The 18,946-nt window shown below is 65.1% G+C and carries 14 protein-coding genes; 10 read left to right on the top strand and 4 right to left on the bottom strand.

Features of this window, described 5'->3' with window-relative positions:
• Window positions 1–34 precede the first annotated feature (34 nt).
• A complete protein-coding gene (locus ACERNI_RS09300; RefSeq protein ID WP_448833009.1) occupies window positions 35–1,564 on the top strand; it encodes a class I adenylate-forming enzyme family protein in 1,530 nt (509 codons plus the stop codon).
• A gap of 229 nt (window positions 1,565–1,793) precedes the next feature.
• On the opposite strand, the gene ACERNI_RS09295 is transcribed toward ACERNI_RS09300, so the two are convergent.
• Window positions 1,794–2,525 carry a transporter gene (locus tag ACERNI_RS09295; RefSeq protein ID WP_448833008.1) on the bottom strand — a complete coding sequence of 244 codons (732 nt, stop codon included), beginning with the start codon at window positions 2,523–2,525 and terminating at the stop codon, window positions 1,794–1,796.
• A 463-nt stretch (window positions 2,526–2,988) separates the two neighbouring features.
• Between ACERNI_RS09295 and ACERNI_RS09290 the strand changes: the two genes are divergently transcribed.
• The 5 genes from ACERNI_RS09290 (at window position 2,989) to ACERNI_RS09270 (ending at window position 9,945) form a co-directional block, all read left to right on the top strand.
• Window positions 2,989–4,503, top strand: coding sequence for a protein adenylyltransferase SelO (locus ACERNI_RS09290; RefSeq protein ID WP_448833007.1), 1,515 nt, complete (start codon window positions 2,989–2,991; stop codon window positions 4,501–4,503).
• Between the two features lie 285 nt (window positions 4,504–4,788).
• Window positions 4,789–5,994 carry a Na+/H+ antiporter NhaA gene (gene nhaA / locus ACERNI_RS09285; protein ID WP_448833006.1) on the top strand — a complete coding sequence of 402 codons (1,206 nt, stop codon included), beginning with the start codon at window positions 4,789–4,791 and terminating at the stop codon, window positions 5,992–5,994.
• Between the two features lie 165 nt (window positions 5,995–6,159).
• A complete protein-coding gene (locus tag ACERNI_RS09280) occupies window positions 6,160–6,921 on the top strand; it encodes a crotonase/enoyl-CoA hydratase family protein (RefSeq protein WP_448833005.1) in 762 nt (253 codons plus the stop codon).
• A gap of 193 nt (window positions 6,922–7,114) precedes the next feature.
• Window positions 7,115–8,284 carry a ligase-associated DNA damage response exonuclease gene (locus ACERNI_RS09275; RefSeq protein ID WP_448833004.1) on the top strand — a complete coding sequence of 390 codons (1,170 nt, stop codon included), beginning with the start codon at window positions 7,115–7,117 and terminating at the stop codon, window positions 8,282–8,284.
• Entirely contained in the window at window positions 8,281–9,945 is a 1,665-nt protein-coding gene (locus ACERNI_RS09270) for a cisplatin damage response ATP-dependent DNA ligase (RefSeq protein WP_448833003.1), read from the top strand. The genes ACERNI_RS09275 and ACERNI_RS09270 overlap by 4 nt, the downstream gene beginning before the upstream one ends.
• 118 nt (window positions 9,946–10,063) lie before the next feature.
• On the opposite strand, the gene ACERNI_RS09265 is transcribed toward ACERNI_RS09270, so the two are convergent.
• Both ACERNI_RS09265 and ACERNI_RS09260 read right to left on the bottom strand, forming a co-directional pair.
• Window positions 10,064–11,224, bottom strand: a complete 1,161-nt coding sequence (locus ACERNI_RS09265; protein WP_448833002.1) for an acyl-CoA dehydrogenase family protein — start codon at window positions 11,222–11,224, stop codon at window positions 10,064–10,066.
• Between the two features lie 168 nt (window positions 11,225–11,392).
• The gene (locus ACERNI_RS09260; protein ID WP_448833001.1) at window positions 11,393–12,565 is read right to left on the bottom strand and encodes a PQQ-dependent sugar dehydrogenase; all 1,173 of its coding nucleotides are present in this window, start codon (window positions 12,563–12,565) and stop codon (window positions 11,393–11,395) included.
• Between the two features lie 475 nt (window positions 12,566–13,040).
• On the opposite strand from ACERNI_RS09260, the gene ilvA reads away from it, so the two are divergent.
• Window positions 13,041–14,303 (top strand): threonine ammonia-lyase IlvA, encoded by a 1,263-nt coding sequence (ilvA, locus tag ACERNI_RS09255; RefSeq protein ID WP_448833000.1) that lies wholly within the window; start codon window positions 13,041–13,043, stop codon window positions 14,301–14,303.
• A 102-nt stretch (window positions 14,304–14,405) separates the two neighbouring features.
• On the opposite strand, the gene ACERNI_RS09250 is transcribed toward ilvA, so the two are convergent.
• A complete protein-coding gene (locus ACERNI_RS09250) occupies window positions 14,406–15,182 on the bottom strand; it encodes an enoyl-CoA hydratase (RefSeq protein WP_448832999.1) in 777 nt (258 codons plus the stop codon).
• Between the two features lie 152 nt (window positions 15,183–15,334).
• On the opposite strand from ACERNI_RS09250, the gene ACERNI_RS09245 reads away from it, so the two are divergent.
• From ACERNI_RS09245 to repB, 3 genes are all read left to right on the top strand, one after another.
• Entirely contained in the window at window positions 15,335–16,399 is a 1,065-nt protein-coding gene (locus tag ACERNI_RS09245) for a hypothetical protein (RefSeq protein WP_448832998.1), read from the top strand.
• Window positions 16,400–16,485: 86 nt separating this feature from the next.
• On the top strand, window positions 16,486–17,700 hold the full coding sequence (repA, locus tag ACERNI_RS09240) for a plasmid partitioning protein RepA (RefSeq protein WP_448832997.1): 1,215 nt from the start codon (window positions 16,486–16,488) through the stop codon (window positions 17,698–17,700).
• Window positions 17,700–18,728, top strand: a complete 1,029-nt coding sequence (gene repB / locus ACERNI_RS09235) for a plasmid partitioning protein RepB (protein ID WP_448832996.1) — start codon at window positions 17,700–17,702, stop codon at window positions 18,726–18,728. Before repA ends, repB begins: the two co-directional genes overlap by 1 nt.
• The last annotated feature ends 218 nt before the right edge of the window (window positions 18,729–18,946 follow it).

Genomic DNA, 18,946 nt, shown 5'->3' with positions numbered 1-18,946 from the left:
CGCAACAACGACATCGTTGAGGAAGGAACTGACAATGTCCGCTTCAGGCGCGACCTGTCTTGAACTGATTGAACGCGGCGCCCGGCAGAACGCCGCCCGCACGGCCCTGGTCTGGGGCGACCGCTCGTGGAGCTTCGCCGAGGTCAACGCAATGGCCAACCGGCTGGCGCAGGCCCTTGGCGCCGTCGGCGCGGCCCAGGGCCAGCGCGTCGCGTTGCTGGTCAACAACGGCCCGCACAGCGTGCCGCTGGACTTCGCCTGTGTGAAAAGCGGCGTCAACCGCGTGCCGCTCAACGCCCGGCTGTCGGCGGCGGAACATGCGCGCATGGTGCAGGAGGCGCAGTGCGCCGTGCTGGTGTTCGGCGACGACCTGACGGAGCGGGCGCGCGAATTGCAGCAGCTGTGCCCGGGCCTTGCCTGCCACGGCCTCGGCGCGGCCCTGCCCGGCGGCGTCGATCTGCTGCAAACCGCCGCCAGCCTGCCCGCCACGGCGCCGGACATCACCGTGCGGCCGGACGACATCCTGCTCACGCTCTACACCTCCGGCACCACCGGCGTGCTGAAGGCGGCGCAACATACGCAAGGCTCCTACGCCGCCATCTGCCGCAACATTCTCATCAACCTGTTCCCCATTGGCGCGGACGACGCGATGCTGCACGCCGCCTCGCTGATTCACGCCAGCGGCACATTCGTGCTGCCGTTCTGGCTGCGCGGGGCGCGCACGGTGGTGCTCCCAGGCTTCGCGCCCGGCCCGTTCCTCGAGGCAATCGCCGCGCATCGCGCCACCGCCGTCAATCTGGTGCCCACCATGCTGCAAATGCTGCTGGAGCACCCCGATCTCGACGCCCACGACCTGTCCTCGCTGCGTCACATCATCTATGGCGCCTCGCCGATGCCGCGCGCGGTGATCGACCGCGCCATGGCCCGCTTCGGCCAGCACCGCTTCTGGCAGTACTATGGCCAGACCGAAGCGCCGCTTTGCCTCGCCGTGCTGCGCCCGGAAGATCATGCGGGCGATCTGCTCGGCGCCTGTGGCCGGCCGTCTCCGGACGTGGAAATCCGGCTCGTCGACGCCGACGGCGCGCCCGTTCCGCAGGGGGCGCCGGGTGAAATCCTGGTGCGCGGACCGATGTCGGTCGCCGGCTATTTCAACGCGCCGGAACTGACGGCGGAAACCTTCGATGCGGATGGCTGGGTGCATACCCGCGACGTCGGCGTTTTCGACGACCGGGGCTTCCTGCACCTGCGCGACCGCACCTCCGACATGATCATTTCCGGCGGTTACAACGTCTATCCGCGTGAGGTGGAGGATGCGCTGCTGACCCACCCCATGGTGCTGGAATGCGCCGTGGTCGGCGCGCCGGATCCCAAATGGGTTGAAGCGGTGACGGCTTTCGTCGTGCTGCGCCCCGGTGAAACCGTGACGGAAACAGACCTTATCGCCCATGTCGCCGGCCAGGTTGCTTCCTACAAGAAGCCACACCGGGTGCTGTTTACCGACGCGATCCCGAAAACAGCCGTCGGCAAGCTCGACCGCAAATCGTTGCGGGCGCGGCTGGGATAATCCAGTCGCGGACCAGGGCCCGGGATCGGCTCGCGACGCGGCGGCAAGGCCTTTCAGGCGCTCAGCCCGCCAGGAGTTCAACTCGCCAGGAGTTCAACTCGCGAGACATTTCAACTCGCGAGGAGTTCAGATGCGTTTCTGAACCCGGCCGCGCGGTCCCGGTGGCGACCCCACGTCATCGGATCCGCCAGCACGACGCGGGGCCGCGAACCCCGCCTGAGAACGCGGCCTAATCTTTTGAAAACAGGAAAGTCAGCGTGGTCCGTATCCCCCAGCGGGAAGCGTCCGCCGGCCGCACCGCAAAATATTTGAAACCAAGCGCCAGGCTGAGCGGCTGGTTGCCGATTTTCATCACCTGCGCCACCCCCACGTTCACCGGCACGCTCCATTCCCGCGCCACCCAGTCATAGGTCGCCTCGGTATTGATGGAAGCGCTAAGTCCGTGACCAAACTGGTATGACACAAACGGCTGCAACAGCGTGGCGCTGACATCGCGACGGCCATGCGGCCCGGCATATGACCAGATGTGATTGGCAAGAGCGCCAATGGTCCACGGCCCCTGCTGCCACAAGGCCACGCCTGTCGGCCCGGCGCCCCACTTGCCCGTTCCGAAACGGTTGCCGGTCGCGGTTGGCCAGAGAAACACCGGACCAACGCCCCAGATCAGCCCGCCATTGCTTTTCGGCGACAGGAAGAAGCTCTGCACGACATCGCCAACGCCAAAGCCATCCGCCACGGGGCCGAAACGGTCGCGCCCGATCACCGGCAGGATGGTGCGGACAATGACGCTCCAGTCGTCGGTGAGGGACACCGGAATGACCGGCTGGAAATTGGTGGTGGAAGCGGCGCCATTGCTGTGTAGCCCGCCGCCAAAGTCGAAATTGCCCTGAACCGGAACGCTGACCATATGCGCCACGGGATTGGCCAGCTTTTTCGACAGATCGCCCGCATCTTCAGCCATGACGGTTGATGCAACGCTCATTAACGCGCTGGCGAAGCCGACAGTCCACCCCGGATGATGCATGCTGTTTCCAAGCCCATGGGACCAGAATGGAGACGCATAATACAGATACATAATACTTGAATTTTGTGCAGTCATTATATTTGATATTTCAAAATTATCGATTTGTATATTTGCTACCATAGCAATAATGCAACGCCCGCATGCGCATCGTCATGCACGCATGGGGAGACGATGCTTTACGCTGGCGGCCACGATGCCGCGCGACCACGCCCGGCGCCGCGGCGGGAAAGCGCCGCGGCCGGTTCAACCGCCTGCCCTGTTGCGCACATAAAACGCCGCCGCGAGGCCGGTTTTTCTGGCCGCGCCGCGTCCCCGCCCATAATGTCCGGTAGACAGATGGTTGCGCGCATGGCGAACCTGGAGCCGGTTTCCGGGATGGCGGGGCGCGCTGGAGTTGCAGATGACTGACGCCGCCACAGGCTCTGACGGCCCGATTTCCGGGCGCAGCGCGCCCGAGCAACAGCTCGCCTGGAAGTTCGACAATACCTATCGGCGCCTGCCGGAAGCGTTCTGGACCGCTGTCGCGCCAGCGCCTGCCCGCGCGCCGGGAATGATCATGTTCAACCGGCCGCTGGCCATTGAGCTTGGGCTGTTGGGCGATGGCGCCGATGCCGATCCGGACGCGCTGGCGGAGATTTTCTCCGGCAATGTCCTGCCAGAAGGCGCCGCCGCCATTGCCCAGGCCTATGCGGGCCATCAGTTCGGCAATTTCACCATGCTGGGCGATGGCCGCGCCCTGCTGCTGGGCGAACAGGTTGCGCCGGATGGCCGCCGGTTTGATCTGCAGTTCAAGGGCTCGGGTCCGACGCCGTTCTCGCGCCAGGGCGACGGCCGCGCCGCGCTTGGCCCCATGCTGCGCGAGTATGTCATCAGCGAAGCCATGCACGCCCTTGGCGTTCCCACCACGCGCAGCCTTGCGGTCGTGGCCACTGGCGAAGGCGTTTTTCGCGAGGAGCCGCTGCCCGGCGCCGTGCTCACCCGCGTCGCCGCCAGTCATCTGCGGTTCGGCACATTTCAGTACGCGGCCGCGCTTGGCCAGCCGGAGCTGTTGCAGGCGCTGGTGGACTACGCCATCGACCGGCACGATCCCGATCTGAAGGGCGGTCCCGCCCCTGCCCTCAACCTGCTGCGGCGGGTGATGGAGCGGCACGTGGACCTGGTGCTGAACTGGATCCGCATCGGTTTCGTCCACGGCGTCATGAACACCGACAACATGACGATATCCGGCGAAACCATCGACTATGGCCCCTGCGCCTTTATCGACGCCTTCAACCCCGCCGCCGTGTTCAGCTCCATTGACCAGGGAGGACGCTATGCCTTCGGCGCCCAGCCAGGCATCGCCCAGTGGAATCTGGCGCGACTGGCCGAAGCGTTGCTGCCCCTGCTGGATCCGGACAAGGACGCCGCCATCCGCCTGGCCGAGGAGCAGCTCAACGGCTTCCGCGATCTCTACCAGGTCAGGTGGCAGGCGATGATGCGGCGCAAGCTTGGTCTGGCCGCCATCGCCGGCGAGGAAGAAAGCGACGCCGCGCTGATGGGCGAGCTGCTGCAATGGATGCGCGCCGCCGGGGCCGACTACACCAACACATTCCGGGCGCTTGCGGACGGGGAGGCGGCGCAGCCTGACCAGTTTGCCGACACGGCGTTCGCCGCATGGCGGGCGCGCTGGGAGGCGCGGCGCGGCAGGAACCCGATCAGCCCGGCGGCCGCCCGCGCGCTGATGCTCGCGGCGAACCCGGCCATTATTCCGCGCAATCACATCGTTGAGGACACCCTTGCCGCCGCGACCGGCGGCAATCTCGCGCCGCTACGGGCGCTGCTCGACGCCCTGGCCCGTCCTTATGAGCCGTTCCAGGGCGATCCCGCCTGGACGCAGCCGGGGCCAGCAGGCTTCAGAACCTTTTGTGGAACCTGAGAAACCGGCCCTGAACGGGCGGCGCCGCCATGACGCGGCCTGTCGCACGGAACAGGGTTTTCGTGAAATATCCCGGTAACGCCGGCATCCGGGTCATACCGCCGCGCTGTTACCGTCCGGGGTCTGGCAGGCCACCCAGGTTCTGCAGGAAACAGGCGCTGGCGGCCGGCGGGGCAGGTCAACCGCAACCGATCGCAACATGACGCCGGCACGGATTTCAACATCCGGCGTCCACCCCTCCTCCAGCGAAATATCGCCGGAAGAGGCGCAGTCAAGAGGAAGGTAATGGCAGGCAGGCTTCCCATCCGCCCGTTTTCAATGTTCCGGGCGTTTCTCGACAACCAGGCTTCCGGCGGTCTCGTGCTCATGGCGGCGGCCGCCGCCGCGCTCATCGTCGCCAATTCCCCCCTGTCCGCCAGCTACTTCGGCGCGCTTGCAAGCTACGTGGGGCCCCTGAGCGTGGCGCACTGGATCAACGACGCGCTGATGGCGGTGTTCTTCCTGTTTGTTGGTCTGGAGATCAAACGCGAGATGCTGGACGGCCAGCTCGCCAGCTGGCCGCGCCGGATTCTGCCCGGCGTGGCCGCGGTGGGCGGCATGGTCGTTCCCGCCCTGATCTATGCGGCGCTGAACCATGGCAACCCCGCCACCATGCGCGGCTGGGCCATTCCCACAGCCACTGACATCGCCTTTGCCCTTGGCGTGCTGTCGTTGCTTGGCAACCGGGTTCCGGCGGCGCTGAAGGTGTTCCTGACCGCGCTGGCGATCATTGATGACCTCGGCGCCGTGATCATCATCGCCCTGTTCTATACAGCGGAGATGTCGTTGCCGGCGCTTGGCGGCGCGGCGCTCACCCTTGGGGCGCTCACATTGCTGAACCGCCGGGGCGTACTGGTGTTATGGCCCTATCTGTTGCTGGGCCTCGTTTTGTGGGTTTTCGTCCTGAAATCCGGCGTGCACGCCACGATCGCCGGCGTGCTGCTGGCGCTGACCATTCCGCTGCGCCGTTCGCCCGGTCTCAAGAGCGACCTGCCCGCCTCGCCGCTGCACCGGCTGGAGCATGGCCTGCACTACGTCACGCCCTTCATCATCATACCGGTATTTGGCTTTGCCAACGCCGGCGTGTCGCTGGCGGGCATGAGCCTCAAGAACCTGTGGGATCCACTGACCCTTGGGGTGGCCAGCGGCCTGCTGCTCGGCAAACTTGTCGGGGTGTTTGGCTTCGCCTTTGCCACGATCAGGCTCGGCTTTGTCGACATGCCGGCCAACTCCCGCTGGAGCCACCTGTTTGGCGTCGCCCTGCTCTGTGGCGTCGGCTTCACCATGAGCCTGTTCATTGGCCTGCTGGCGTTCGAGGGGCACCCCAATCTCCAGAACGAGGTCAAACTGGGCATCATCGTCGGCTCGGTGCTGGCGGCGCTGGCAGGGGCGCTGGTGCTGCGGCTGTCGCCCATGCCCGCGCCACAACCGGCGGAAGCGCTTCGCGCCTGAGGGAGTGCGGCGATCCGGCCAGAAGCGTCCGCCCTGCAAAGACATGGTTTCTTGCGGGGCGGTCCAGACTGAAATTCGCCGCCGCCTCTGGCAACGCCCCCAGGCAATCTGGTAGGGAACCCGTATCGTTCTGCCGCCCCTCGGGCGGTCATGGGAGGACAACGAATGAGCGCTGTTGAATTCAAGGTTGATGGCGGCGTCGCCATTATCACCATCAATCGTCCGGAAGCTAAAAACGCCGTCAACGCCGAAGTCGCCAGGGGCGTCGCCGCCGCTGTCGACGAGATCAACAGCCGCGACGACATCCGTCTCGCCATCATCACTGGCGCTGGCGGCACCTTCTGCGCCGGCATGGACCTCAAGGCGTTCGTGCAGGGCGAGGTCGTCTCGATCGAAGGCCGCGGCTTTGCTGGCCTGACCGAGGCGCCGCCGCGCAAGCCGCTGATCGCCGCGGTTGAGGGCTACGCTCTGGCCGGCGGTTGCGAACTGGCCCTGTCCTGCGACCTGATCGTCGCCACCGAGGGCTCGAAATTCGGCGTGCCGGAAGTGAAGCGCGGCCTTGTCGCCGCCGCCGGCGGCCTGATGCGCCTGCCGCGCCAGATCCCCTATCGCATCGCCATGGAGCTGGCGCTGACCGGCGACATGGTGCCGGCCGCGACGCTGCAGGGCTATGGCCTGATCAACCGCGTCGTGCCGAATGGCCAGGCGCTGGAAGAAGCCCTGAAGCTGGCCCGCGTCATCGCGGAGAACGGCCCGCTCGCCGTCGCCGTGTCGCGCCAGATCATCAACGACCAGCAGGAATGGTCGGCTTCCGAGATGTGGGAAAAGCAGAAGGCCTACATCGCGCCGGTGTTCACTTCCAAGGACGCGCGCGAAGGAGCCGTTGCCTTCGCCGAGAAGCGCAAGCCGGTGTGGACGGGCAAGTAACGCCTGCAAAAACAGGTAGCGCCGCCCGCGCGGGGCGGCGCTTGTGATGAACCCGCCGGGCCAGCCCGGCGGGTTTTTGTTTGGTCCATGCGCCTTGCGGCCGGCCAGTTTCTCCGTTCACATCGCCAGGGGAACCCGGCGTTCTCCCCTGGGTTCAGCATGAGCACGCGGGTTCGCCGGGAAGGAGGCGGAGATGGCGCAGCGCCGGGATTTTCCGGACAGGGAGCGGCCTGGCAGCAGCTTGCCGGAACAGCGCTTGCCCGGACAGCGCGCGAGCGGCGGGCGGCGGGCGGCGGATCTGCTGACGATTACGCCGCAGGGGCTGTATTGCCCTGCGGGCGATTTCCATATCGACCCGTTGCGCCCGGTGGCGCGGGCGCTGGTGACGCACGGGCATGCGGACCACGCCAGGCCCGGCCATGGCCATGTCCTCGGGACAGCTGAAACCCTCGCCATCATGGCGGTGCGGTATGGCAAGAATTTTGCCGGCTCATCTCAGATCGCCACGCCAGGCGTCTGCATCAGTGCGGGCGACGCTGCCGTTACGTTTTTTCCCGCCGGCCATGTGCTCGGTTCGGCGCAAATCCTGATCGAGGCGCGCGACGCCGCCGGCCGACGGACGCGGCTTGTTGCTTCAGGCGACTACAAACGACAGGCTGATCCAACCTGCGCCGCTTTCGAGCCGGTTCCCTGTGATGTTTTCATTACCGAGGCCACCTTCGCCCTGCCTGTTTTCCGGCATCCGCCGGCGGACGCGGAGATCGCCCGCCTGCTCCAGTCGCTCTGCCTGTTTCCGGAACGCACCCATCTCGTTGGCGCCTATGCGCTTGGAAAAGCCCAGCGGCTGATCGCCCTGCTGCGCGCGGCGGGTTATGACGCCCCGATCTACATGCACGGCGCCATGGAGAAAATAACAGCACTATATCAAGACTTTGGCGTCGTTCTCGGCGACGTGCGCCCGGCCCTTCCGGGGCAGGGGCGCGGCGGCGGCAATCTTCCTGGCGCCATCGTCCTGTGTCCGCCCGGCGCCTTGCAGGATCGCTGGAGCCGGCGGTTCACCGACCCGGTGCATTGCCTCGCGTCCGGCTGGATGCGCACCCGGGCGCGGGCGCGGCAGCGCGGCGTCGAGCTGCCGCTGGTCATCTCCGACCACGCCGACTGGCCGGACCTGTGCCGCACGGTGATCGAGACCGGGGCGGAGGAAATCCGCATTACCCATGGGCAGGAGGAGGCCCTTGCCCACTGGTGCGCTGGTCGCGGCCTCAGCGCCCTGCCCCTGCATCTGTTGGGATATGGCGATGACGATTCCGCTGCCGTTCAGGAAGCCGGCGTGGACGCATCCACTGCCGGAACGTCACCATGAAACGGTTTGCCGCGCTCATCGACCGCCTGGCCTATGAAAGCGGACGCAACGCCCGCCTGCGGATCCTGCGCGACTATTTCGCCGCCACGCCGGACCCGGATCGCGGCCATGCGCTGGCGGCGCTCACCGGCAGCCTGGCCTTTGCCAACGCCAGGCCGGCGCTGATCCGGCAACTGATAAGCGCGCGCACCGATCCGGTTCTGTTCGCCATGTCCTACGATTATGTGGGCGACCTGTCCGAGACGGCGGCGTTGCTCTGGCCGGACGCCGGAACGCCGGAGCGCAAGGACCTTTCCCTCACCGCCATCGTCGAGACAATGGCCGCGGCGCAACGGCCGCAAATGGCTGATTTACTGGCCGGATGGCTGGACGCGCTGGATGAAACCGGCCGCTGGGCCCTGCTGAAGCTGGTGACCGGCAATTTCCGCATCGGCATATCGGCGCGGCTGGCGCATCTAGCGCTGGCGCAATACGGCAATCGTGACGTGGCGGAGATCGAGGCTGTCTGGCATGGGCTGGCGCCGCCCTATCTGCCGCTGTTCGCCTGGCTGGAAGGGCGCGGCCCGCGCCCCAGACCGCAATATGTCGCGCCATTCCGGCCGCCGATGCTGGCCCAGCCCATCGACGAAACGGAATTGCGTCAACTCCACCCTGCTGACTTCGTCGCCGAATGGAAATGGGACGGCATCCGGGTGCAGGCGTCGGTGGGAACCGATGGCGACGGCGCGCCTGTCGCCCGGTTGTGGTCCCGCAACGGCGAGGACATTTCCGCCGCCTTTCCCGATCTCATCGCCGAACTCGTTGGCAGCCACCACTTTGAGGGCGCCATCGATGGCGAACTGCTGGTGGTTCAGAATGGCGTGGTGCAAAGTTTCAACGTTTTGCAGCAGCGGCTGAACCGCAAGACAGCCACGTCAAAGCTGCAGGCGCAATACCCGGCGCATATTCGCGCCTGGGACGCGCTGGCGCTAAACGGCGAAGACCTGACGCCCTTGCCATGGACCGAACGGCGCGCCCGCCTCGTGGAACTGGTTTCGGGGCTCGATACGCCCCGCATCAGCCTCTCGCCGCTCGTTCCATTCGCCGATTGGGATGAACTCGCCGCCGCACGGGCGGCGCCCGCCGCGACCGATTCAGGCATTGACGCAGCGGCAGTTGAAGGCTGCATGCTGAAACGGCGCGACAGCCCTTATGTCAGCGGCCGGCCGAAGGGGCCCTGGTTCAAATGGAAGCGTGATCCGCATCTGATCGACGCCGTGCTGATGTACGCCCAGCGCGGCCATGGCAAACGCTCATCCTTCCATTCCGACTTCACTTTCGGCGTCTGGCGGAGCGGAGACGATGGCGCGCGCCAGCTCACGCCGGTCGGAAAGGCATATTATGGCTTTACCGATGAGGAACTTGGCCAGCTCGACCGCTTCGTGCGGGCCAACACCATCAACCGGTTCGGGCCGGTGCGGGAGGTGACGCATACGGCGGACCAGGGCCTGGTGCTGGAAATCGCCTTTGAGGGGCTGCGCCGCTCGCCGCGACACAAATCCGGCGTCGCCATGCGCTTTCCGCGCATCCACCGCATCCGCTGGGACAAGCCGCCGGGTGAAGCCGACGAACTGGCCACACTGGAGCGATTATTGGACGCGGATGGGCCGCCAGCCCCATAAACAGGGACTATCCTGTTGTTTTAACACAGCTTCTGTGCAGCCGGCTGCTGCAACCGCATCGCCTAGAATGCGTCCGCCGGCGATCGCAACCGCCGGCGCCATATCCGCAGATTTGCCCTCAGTCGAGCATGCTGCTGTAGCGATCCGAGAACACGTCGCGGCCGATAATCAGGCGCATCACTTCCGAGCTGCCGGCAAGAATGCGGTTGATGCGGGCGTCGGTGAACATGCGGCTGATCGGGAATTCGTCCATGAAGCCGGCGCCGCCGTGCAGCTGCACGCCGAGGTCCAGCATCTTCCATTCGATTTCGCTGGCCATCATCTTGGCCTTGGCCGCCATATTGGCGTTGAGCCGGCCTTCGTTCAGCGCCTTGACGCAATGGTCGACATAAACCTGGATCAGGTCGATTTCAGCGTCCATTTCCGCCATGCGGAACTGGGTGTTCTGCTGGTCGGCCAGGGTCTTGCCGAACAGCTTGCGATCCATGCAATAGGCGCGGGTGAGATCGAAGGCGCGGCGGGCATTGGACGAGGTGCCAACGGCGGAAATCAGCCGCTCCTCGGCCAGGCCTTCCATCAGCTGGTAGAAGCCGCGCCCGGCGACGCCCAGCACATTGGCCTTGGGCACCTTCACATCGTGGAAGAACAGTTCGGCGGTGTCCTGCCCCGGCATGCCCATCTTCTTCAGATTGCGGCCGCGCTCAAAACCTTCCATGCCGCGCTCGACGATCAGCAACACCATGGAATGGCGCTCGGTGGCGCTGCCAACCTTGGCGGCGACAATCACCACATCGGCGTTCAGACCATTGGAAATATAGGTCTTGGAGCCGTTCAGCACGTAATGGTCGCCGGCGTCCACGGCGGTGCTGCGCATGCCGGCGAGGTCCGAACCGGCGCCCGGCTCGGTCATGGCGATCGCCAGGATCGTATCGCCGCTGACGCACTTCGGCAGGAAGCGCTCTTTCTGCTCCTCGGTGCCGAAACGCTCGAAATAGGTGCCGACGAGGCGGCTGTGCAGGGTGTTGAACCATTCGTGGCAACCGACGCGCGCGGTTTCCTCGATAATGATCTGCTCATAGCGGAAATCGGAATCGCCCATGCCGCCATACTTTTCTTCCGGCCAGATCATGAGGAAGCCAAGGTCGCCAGCCTTCTTGAAGGCCGAGCGGTCGACAATGCCGGCTTCACGCCATGCGTCCATGTTCGGCGCAATCTCGGTCTCGAGGAATTTGCGGTAGGACTGGCGGAACAGGTTCTGTTCTTCGGTGAAACGCGACATGGGAGAGCCTTTAACCAACGGACCCGCGCCCGGCAGCTTGCCCATCACGCGGGATGGGCGGCCGGAAGGGTCTGACGATAATGGCCGGCGGACATGATTCCACCGGCGCCTGCCGCCAGATAGAGCGATATGCGGGTCCGCTGCAATGGTTGATGCGGGGAGCCGGCATCAGGGAGCCGGCGTCACGCGGATCATCTCGCCATTGCTGGCGTCCGTCAGCAACATGATGGCCCCGTCGCGCCCCACGCGCACGTCGCGCACGCGGCCGATGCCCTTCAGGTAGCGGGCCTCGCCGGTGACCTTGCCGTCCCTGAGGGTGAGGCGCACCAGGCTTTCATCACGCAAGGCGCCTATGAGAGCGCTGCCGCGCCATGCCGGAAACAGCTTTCCATCGTAGAACGCCAGACCGCTGGGGGCGATCACCGGGTCCCAATAGTAGACCGGCTGTTCCATGCCTTCCTGCGCCGTGCGCCCCTCCCCCACTTTTTGCCCGCTGTATTCAACGCCATAGGTGATGACCGGCCAACCATAATTGCGCCCGGCCTGCGGCCGGTTCAGCTCATCGCCGCCGCGCGGCCCGTGCTCCACCGTCCAGAGCGCGCCGTCGGGGCCGATGGCGGCGGATTGCGGATTTCGATGCCCCCAGGACCAGATTTCCGGCCGCCCGCCGCGAATGTCCGGATTGCCTCTGGCGGGGCCGCCTTCCGGATCAAGTCGCACAACCTTGCCAAGCAGGGTGGCGACATCCTGGGCAAGTTTGCGCGGCCCGTTGTAGGAGCGCTCGCCTGTGGTGACGAACAGCGCGCCATCGGGCGCGAACGCCAGCCTGGAGCCGAAATGCAGCGTCGATTTCCAGGGCGGTTCCTGGCGAAAAATCACGCGCACGCCCGTCATGGCGTCGCCATCGGGCGACAGCGCGCCGGTTGCCACCGCCGTGGCGTTGGCGCCTTCGCCGCGCGGCTCCGCATAGCTCCACCAGACGCGGCGGGTTTTGGCGAAATCGTCGCGCACCGCCACATCAAGCAAACCACCCTGCCCCCGCGCATCAACCTCCGGCAGCCCTTTCACCGGCGGCGAAACACGGCCCGCGGCGCTGATAATGCGCAACCGCCCGGGTCGCTCGGTCACCAGCCAGGCCCCATCTGGCAGTTCAGCCATGCCCCACGGGTGCTCAAGCCCCGCGGCGACCACCCGGGTTTGCAGGCGAACGTCGTCGCGGATGATGGGCGCCCGGGTCTGGTTTGGAAAGGCCGGCTTTTGTCCACGCGCATTGGGCGGGGCGGCGTTGAAATCCCGCACGGCGCCGCGTTGGGAGGCCAGATCCCATACCTGGCCGCCCACATCTCCCGTCTGGGACACTGCGGGCAAAACGTGAAAGCACAGACCCGCGAGCGCGACGCCCATCGCCGCGCGGTTCGCAATGGCATGTCTTCCGGCGCCGCCCCATGGCGCCAGGCCCGCACATGATGACTGCTCCGGACGGGGGCGCACCGCCTGTCGTGGGTCGCGCGTCATGGATGGATACTCCCTCATGCCCTTGCGCCCGCGCCCGTGATGCCGGCGGCAACCCGCCCTTCCTGACGTTACGGGCGGGCGCCATGAGGCCCCCTGCCTGAAGGCGCCCGTTAACCTTTCGTTAACTTTTCCGGTTCTGATTGTTTCCCACGACCTGGCCGCCACGCAAGTCACGCCGGCGTGCGGACGGGATTTGCTTTGGCGTCGCCTGCCGACGCCCGCGTGTTTTCCTTGATAAGCATCATTTTCGGGCGCAAGAAACGGCATTCTTTTACAATGATCCCGACAGGAGTGTGCGCGTATGACGCTTTCAGAGGCCAACTTCCGGCAGGGCGTCGCTGAAGCTGCGGCTGAATTGCGGGCGCTGTTTCCGCCAACCCCACTTCAGTTTAACGCCCACCTCTCCCGTCGCTATGGCGCGCGCATTTTCCTCAAACGCGAAGACCTGACGCCTGTGCGCTCCTACAAGCTGCGCGGCGCATTCAACTTCATGCGCAAGCGGCGCGCCGCGGGCGGCGCGGACATTTCGTTCTGCGCCGCCTCCGCCGGCAATCACGCCCAGGGCTTTGCCTTTGCCTGCCGCCATTTTGGCGCGCGCGGGCGCATTTTCATGCCCGTGACGACGCCGCAGCAGAAGATCAACAAGACCCGGATGTTCGGCGGCGACGCCATCGAGATCGAACTGGTCGGCGATTTTTTTGACGACTGCTACAAGGCCGCGCAGCAGTATGCCGGGCAGACCGGCGCCATCATGGCCCCGCCTTTTGATGATCCGGACATCATCGAGGGCCAGGCAACGCTGGCGCTTGAGGCGGACAGGCAGGCGGCGGGCATGCCGGTTGACTTCATGCTGCTGCCGGTTGGCGGCGCGGGCCTTGCCGCCGGCGTTGCCAGCTACTGGCGCGGAAAGGCCGACGCGCCTGAGCTGCGTTTTGTTGAACCGGCTGGCGCCGCGAGCCTGAAGGCGAGCCTGACCGCTGGCGAGCGCGTCCGCCTGTCCCACATTGATGGCTTTGTCGATGGCGCCGCCGTGGCGCAGATTGGCGCGCTGCCATTCGCCATGCTGCGCGATTTTTCCGCCGATGCGGTGCTGACGCCCCCCGAAGGCCGCATCTGCCAGACCATGCTGGAAATGCTCAATGTCGAGGGCATTGTACTGGAGCCGGCCGGGGCGCTGACGACCGCAGCGCTTCAGGACATGCGCGACGAGATTTACGGCAAGACCATTGTGTTGGTGGTTTCCGGCGGAAACTTCGATTTTGAGCGCCTGCAGGACGTCAAGGAACGGGCGCTGCGCTTCGAAGGCCGAAAAAAGTACCTGATCCTCCGGCTCCCCCAGCGCCCGGGAGCGCTGCGCGACTTTCTCGGCCTGCTTGGCCCTGAAGACGACATTACCCGCTTCGAGTACCTGAAGAAATCAGCGCGGGAGTTTGGCTCCATCCTGATCGGCATTGAAACCACGCAAGCCGGGAATTTTGAGAGCCTTTACCGGCAGCTCGAACTGGCCGGCATGCACTACCAGGACATCACCGACGCCCCGATTATCGCGGACTTGCTTATCTGAGCCCCGTGTGTTGGGAGCTCCCAACAGTCCGATTCGCGTCGAACAAAAAACGCCGCCAGGCCCTGGCCTGGCGGCGTGGCGCCTCAAACTCGGGCGGGGAGATTACTGGGTGCGGCCCCGCGCCAGCACCGCGCCGCGCCGCGCCTCCACCTCCTCCGGCGTAACCGCCTTGTTATTCTTCGTGGAGACCTCGGCCTCGAGCGCCATGGCGTCAGAGAACGACAAGGCAAAGCCGTCGTCGATCAGCTTTTTCATGCGCCCCATCATGCCGGGCTCGATCTGCGCCATGTCCGCCGCGAGTTTGCGCGCGGCCGGAAGCAGTTCATCCGCAGGCACAACGCGATTGACGAGGCCCCAGCGCTCCGCCGTCTGCGCATCCAGGAAATTACCGGACAACGACAGCTCCTTCGCGCGGTAGAGCCCAATCAGGCGCGAAAGCTTCTGCGACAACCCCCAGCCAGGCATGATGCCGACCCGGGCGTGAGTATCAGCGAAACGGGCGTTCTCCGAAGCGATCAGCACGTCGCAAGCAAGCGCCAGCTCGAAACCGCCGGTGATGGCGACGCCGTTGATCGCGCCGATAACCGGCTTCACGCAGCTCTCGATAGCCTTGACCGGATTCATGTCGGCCGTCGTGGCATTGGCGGCCCCGAGCGCCGAGGCATCGCTGCCCAATTCCTTCAGATCAAGGCCTGCCGTGAAGGCGCGATTGCCCGCGCCGGTGAGAATGACGACCTTGACCTCACTGTCAGCGTTGATCGCCTTCACCGCCTCGGCCAGCTCCGCCCGCAGGGCGCGGGACAGGGCGTTCATGGCGTCAGGGCGGTTCATGGTAATCGTCGCGACGCCGCCGGACTTCTCGACAACAAGACTGGACATTTCAGCTCCCTTACGCTGTTCGTGAGTCGGTGACGAATAACCCGAAACAGGCGGCAAAAGAAAGCTGGACGCGCCACACGCATTGGTATGTATAGTTCAACGCATACAATCACAATCAACGGGATTGGGGGGCGCGCTTGGATCTAGCCATCATGTTGGCCGCCATATCGCTCTGGGGCCTTATTCAGGGGGGCATGCTGCTTTACCGCTGGAACCACGCCCAGGAAAGCCGGGACCTCTGGTGGTCCGGCGTCGGGGTCATCACTGTCGCCCTCGGCGCCGGACTGTCCGGGGCACGGTATTTCGGCGCATCATTTTTCACCGTCATTGTGCTGGCCAATGTGGCGATGATTACCGGCATCGCTTTCATGGCCCAGGCCGTACGCGCCGCTGACGGCAAGCCGGCCTCATGGGGGGAGGCGCTCACGCCCGGGGCCCTCTGGTGCCTTGCCTGCCTGTTTGAGCCATTCAGGCAGAACCCGCACCTGAGGCTCATGCTCTTTTCCGCTCTATGCGCGGCGCCTGCCGTGCTTGCCAGCTATTCCCTCATTCGCGGCGGGCTGACGCTTGCCGGGCGGAAAGTATGGCTGACGCTCTGGATATTCATCGTCATATCGACGTCCGTCCGGGCGATCGACACGGGCCGCGTCCTTATGGGGCTCGAAAACCGCTTCGCCGCATCCGCATGGCATGTGATCTATTTCATCATGGTGGCGGCGTCGATCGTTGGCGTTGGCTATGTCAATATGGCCCTGTCCGACGCCTTGCCGAGACTGATCCAGTTCATGGACAGGCTGCAGGCCCGGGTTTCCCGAAACAATCCCGGGCCCATCGCCAGGGAGCAGGCAGCCGGCCGGACCATCTGGTCGCTGCGCCTCGACAGGCTGTTCATGGGCCGGGCCCTGATTCAGGATTTTACGCAGCGGGATATGGATGATCTGGCGCTGGCGCTGATGATGGCCAGCCCCCATGCAATCGACATCCGCCGTGCGGGCGTCGATCGTCTCATATGGGTCACCCAGCAGAATTCGCGCTCAGAAACCGAACAATTTCAGGCAATTCATGAAGCGCTCGGCAAAATCGCATCCCGCGACAGCTTCCCACGCCTCACCATGAGTTTCGGCGTTGCGCCCATCAAAGACGCCGATATTCTTCGGGCGGCGTCGGCGGCCGACCGGAATGCTGTTCGCATCCGCGCAAGGCCTGGCGGCGCTTAACTTTTCGTTAACCCATTCGTCATTGACGGGCCTTACGAATCCAATCACGCTACGCAAAATTGTCCCTCAGCGATATTTTGGCGTAGATGAACACTGTAACGGAAAATTCCGCGCAACAGCGAAACGGCAACAGTTCGATCGACGAGTTGATCGATGAGCATGCGCGCGTGCTTTCCTCGCAGCTGCACACGCTCCGTTCCCGGCTTTTTTCGCCGGCAACGGAAAAGGAGCTGCGCCTGTTCAGTTCGCCCGAAGCGGCGCGGCTCATCGGCGTCACCGACGCCTATTTGCGTCAGCTGGCGCGGGCGGGGGAGGGGCCGGAGGCAGAGCGCGGTCCTGGCGGGCGCCGCCTGTACAGCCTGCCGCAGATCAATCAGATTCGCCGGCTTCTGAGCCAGCACAAGCCGGCTTATCTTCCTGGGCGCACGGGCCAGGAGCACATGCAGGTTATCGCCGTCACCAACTTCAAGGGCGGCTCAGGCAAGACAACCGTCAGCGTGCATCTGGCGCAATATCTGGCGATGCGCGGCTATCGCGTGCTGGCTGTGGATCTCGATCCCCAGGCCAGCCTGTCCGCCCTGTTCGGCTATCAGCCCGAGTTCGATATCCGTCCGAACGAAACCCTCTATGGCGCGATCCGCTACGACGACCAGCGCCGGCCGCTGCGCGACATCATTCGCAGCACCTATTTCGATGGTCTTGATCTGGTGCCGGCCAATCTCGAGCTGCACGAGTATGAGCATGAAACGCCGTTGATGCTCACCTCTGGCGACCGCAGCGACGGCCTGTTCTTCGCCCGCGTCGCCCAGGCGCTGGCAACGGTGGACCAGGATTACGACGTGGTGGTCATCGACTGCCCGCCGCAGCTCGGTTTTCTCACCCTGGGCGCCCTGTGCGCCGCGACTGGCGTGCTGATCACCATCCACCCCCAGATGCTCGACGTCGCCTCCATGTCGCAGTTCCTGCAGATGACGGCGGGCCTGCTCGGCGTGGTGCGGCGGGCAGGGGGGAATCTGGACTATGATTTCCTGCGCTACTGCATCACCCGCTTTGAGCCCAATGATGGCCCCCAGGCCCAGGTGGTCGGCTTCCTGCGCAACCTGTTTGGCGACCAGGTGCTGACCCAGGCGGCGCTCAAGACGACGGCGGTTACGGAAGCTGGCCTGCGCAAGCAGACCATTTATGAAATCAGTCGCGACCAGGTGAACCGCCAGACCTATGAGCGGGCGCTGGAATCCTTTGACCTCGTCAATGGTGAAATTGAAAATCTGATCCGCGCAAGCTGGCGGAGGGCAGGTTGATGAGCCGGAAAAACACTCTCGCCGATCTGATGAAGTCCGCGCCAGACCCGGCGCCCCAGCCGCTGTCCCGCGGCGCGGCGTCCAGCCTGACGCCGCCTGGCGCGCCTGTAGGGTCAGGCGCCTTGCGCGCCATGGGCCTGTCGCTTGAAAAGCTCTCCGCCGACGCCGGCAAGGCCCGTGATCTGGAAGCAATGATTGCGGCCGGCGACCGGGTGGTGGAGCTTGATCCCACGCTGATCGACGGGTCGTTCGTTCGCGACCGCATTGGCGAGGAGGCGACGGCCGACGCATCGTTCGACAGCCTGATGCGCAGCATTGCCGAGCAGGGTCAGCAGGTGCCCATTCTGGTGCGTCCGCTGGCTGACAGCGGCCGTTATCAGGTTGCCTATGGTCATCGCCGCCTGCGCGCCGTCGCCCGCCTTGGCGGCAAGGTCCGGGCGATTGTCCGGCCGCTGACCGATGTCGAACTGGTCATTGCCCAGGCGCGGGAAAACCTTGAGCGCCGGGACCTCAGCTATATCGAAAAGGCCATGTTCGCGCGGCGGCTGGAAGAGCAGTTCGACCGCCCGACGCTGATGGCGGCGCTGGGCGTCGACAAGGCTGACCTGTCGCGTCTGCTGACGCTGGCGTCTTCCCTGCCCCAGGACATTGTCAATGCGATCGGACCGGCGCCGCGCGCCGGACGGCCGCGCTGGAGCCGCCTGGCGGCAATCCTCTCGGAGCCTCACGCGCAGGAGCATTTCGCCGCGCTGGCCGCCAGGGCCGATTTCCGCGCCGCGCCCAGCGACAGGCGCTTCATCATGGCCCTGGATCTCCTGTCGCGCGACCTGCCGGCGCAGGCAGCCGCAATGACCCAGGACAGCGCGCTTGAGATCTCGGCGCCTTCCGGCGCGCCCCTGGCCCGGCTTGAGCCTGGTCGTGAGGGTGGGCGACTTGTTTTCGCCAATGAGGCGTTCAGCGCCTTTGTGCGCGAAAAATTACCCGAACTGGCGCGCGTGTTTGCGGACATGCAGCGCACAGGTCGTTAAGGCGCTTTCCGGCCAGGCGGCAACATCTGGTCGATCAGAATGCGCTGAAGACAGGGGAAACTGGGGCCGTTTCGGATCCATATCGGTCGGGAATGGCCCTGACGCAATTTTTCAGCCGAAGTGCGCCGCACTTTTTCTGGAGACCATGCGTCGCCACCAGTAAACGGGCCAGTTCGGGTGAAACTGGCGACAGGGAAGCCTCTGGCCCGTTCCCGCGC

The sequence above is a fragment of the Camelimonas sp. ID_303_24 genome (assembly GCF_053543495.1).
This window is presented reverse-complemented; position numbering and strand designations above follow the sequence as displayed.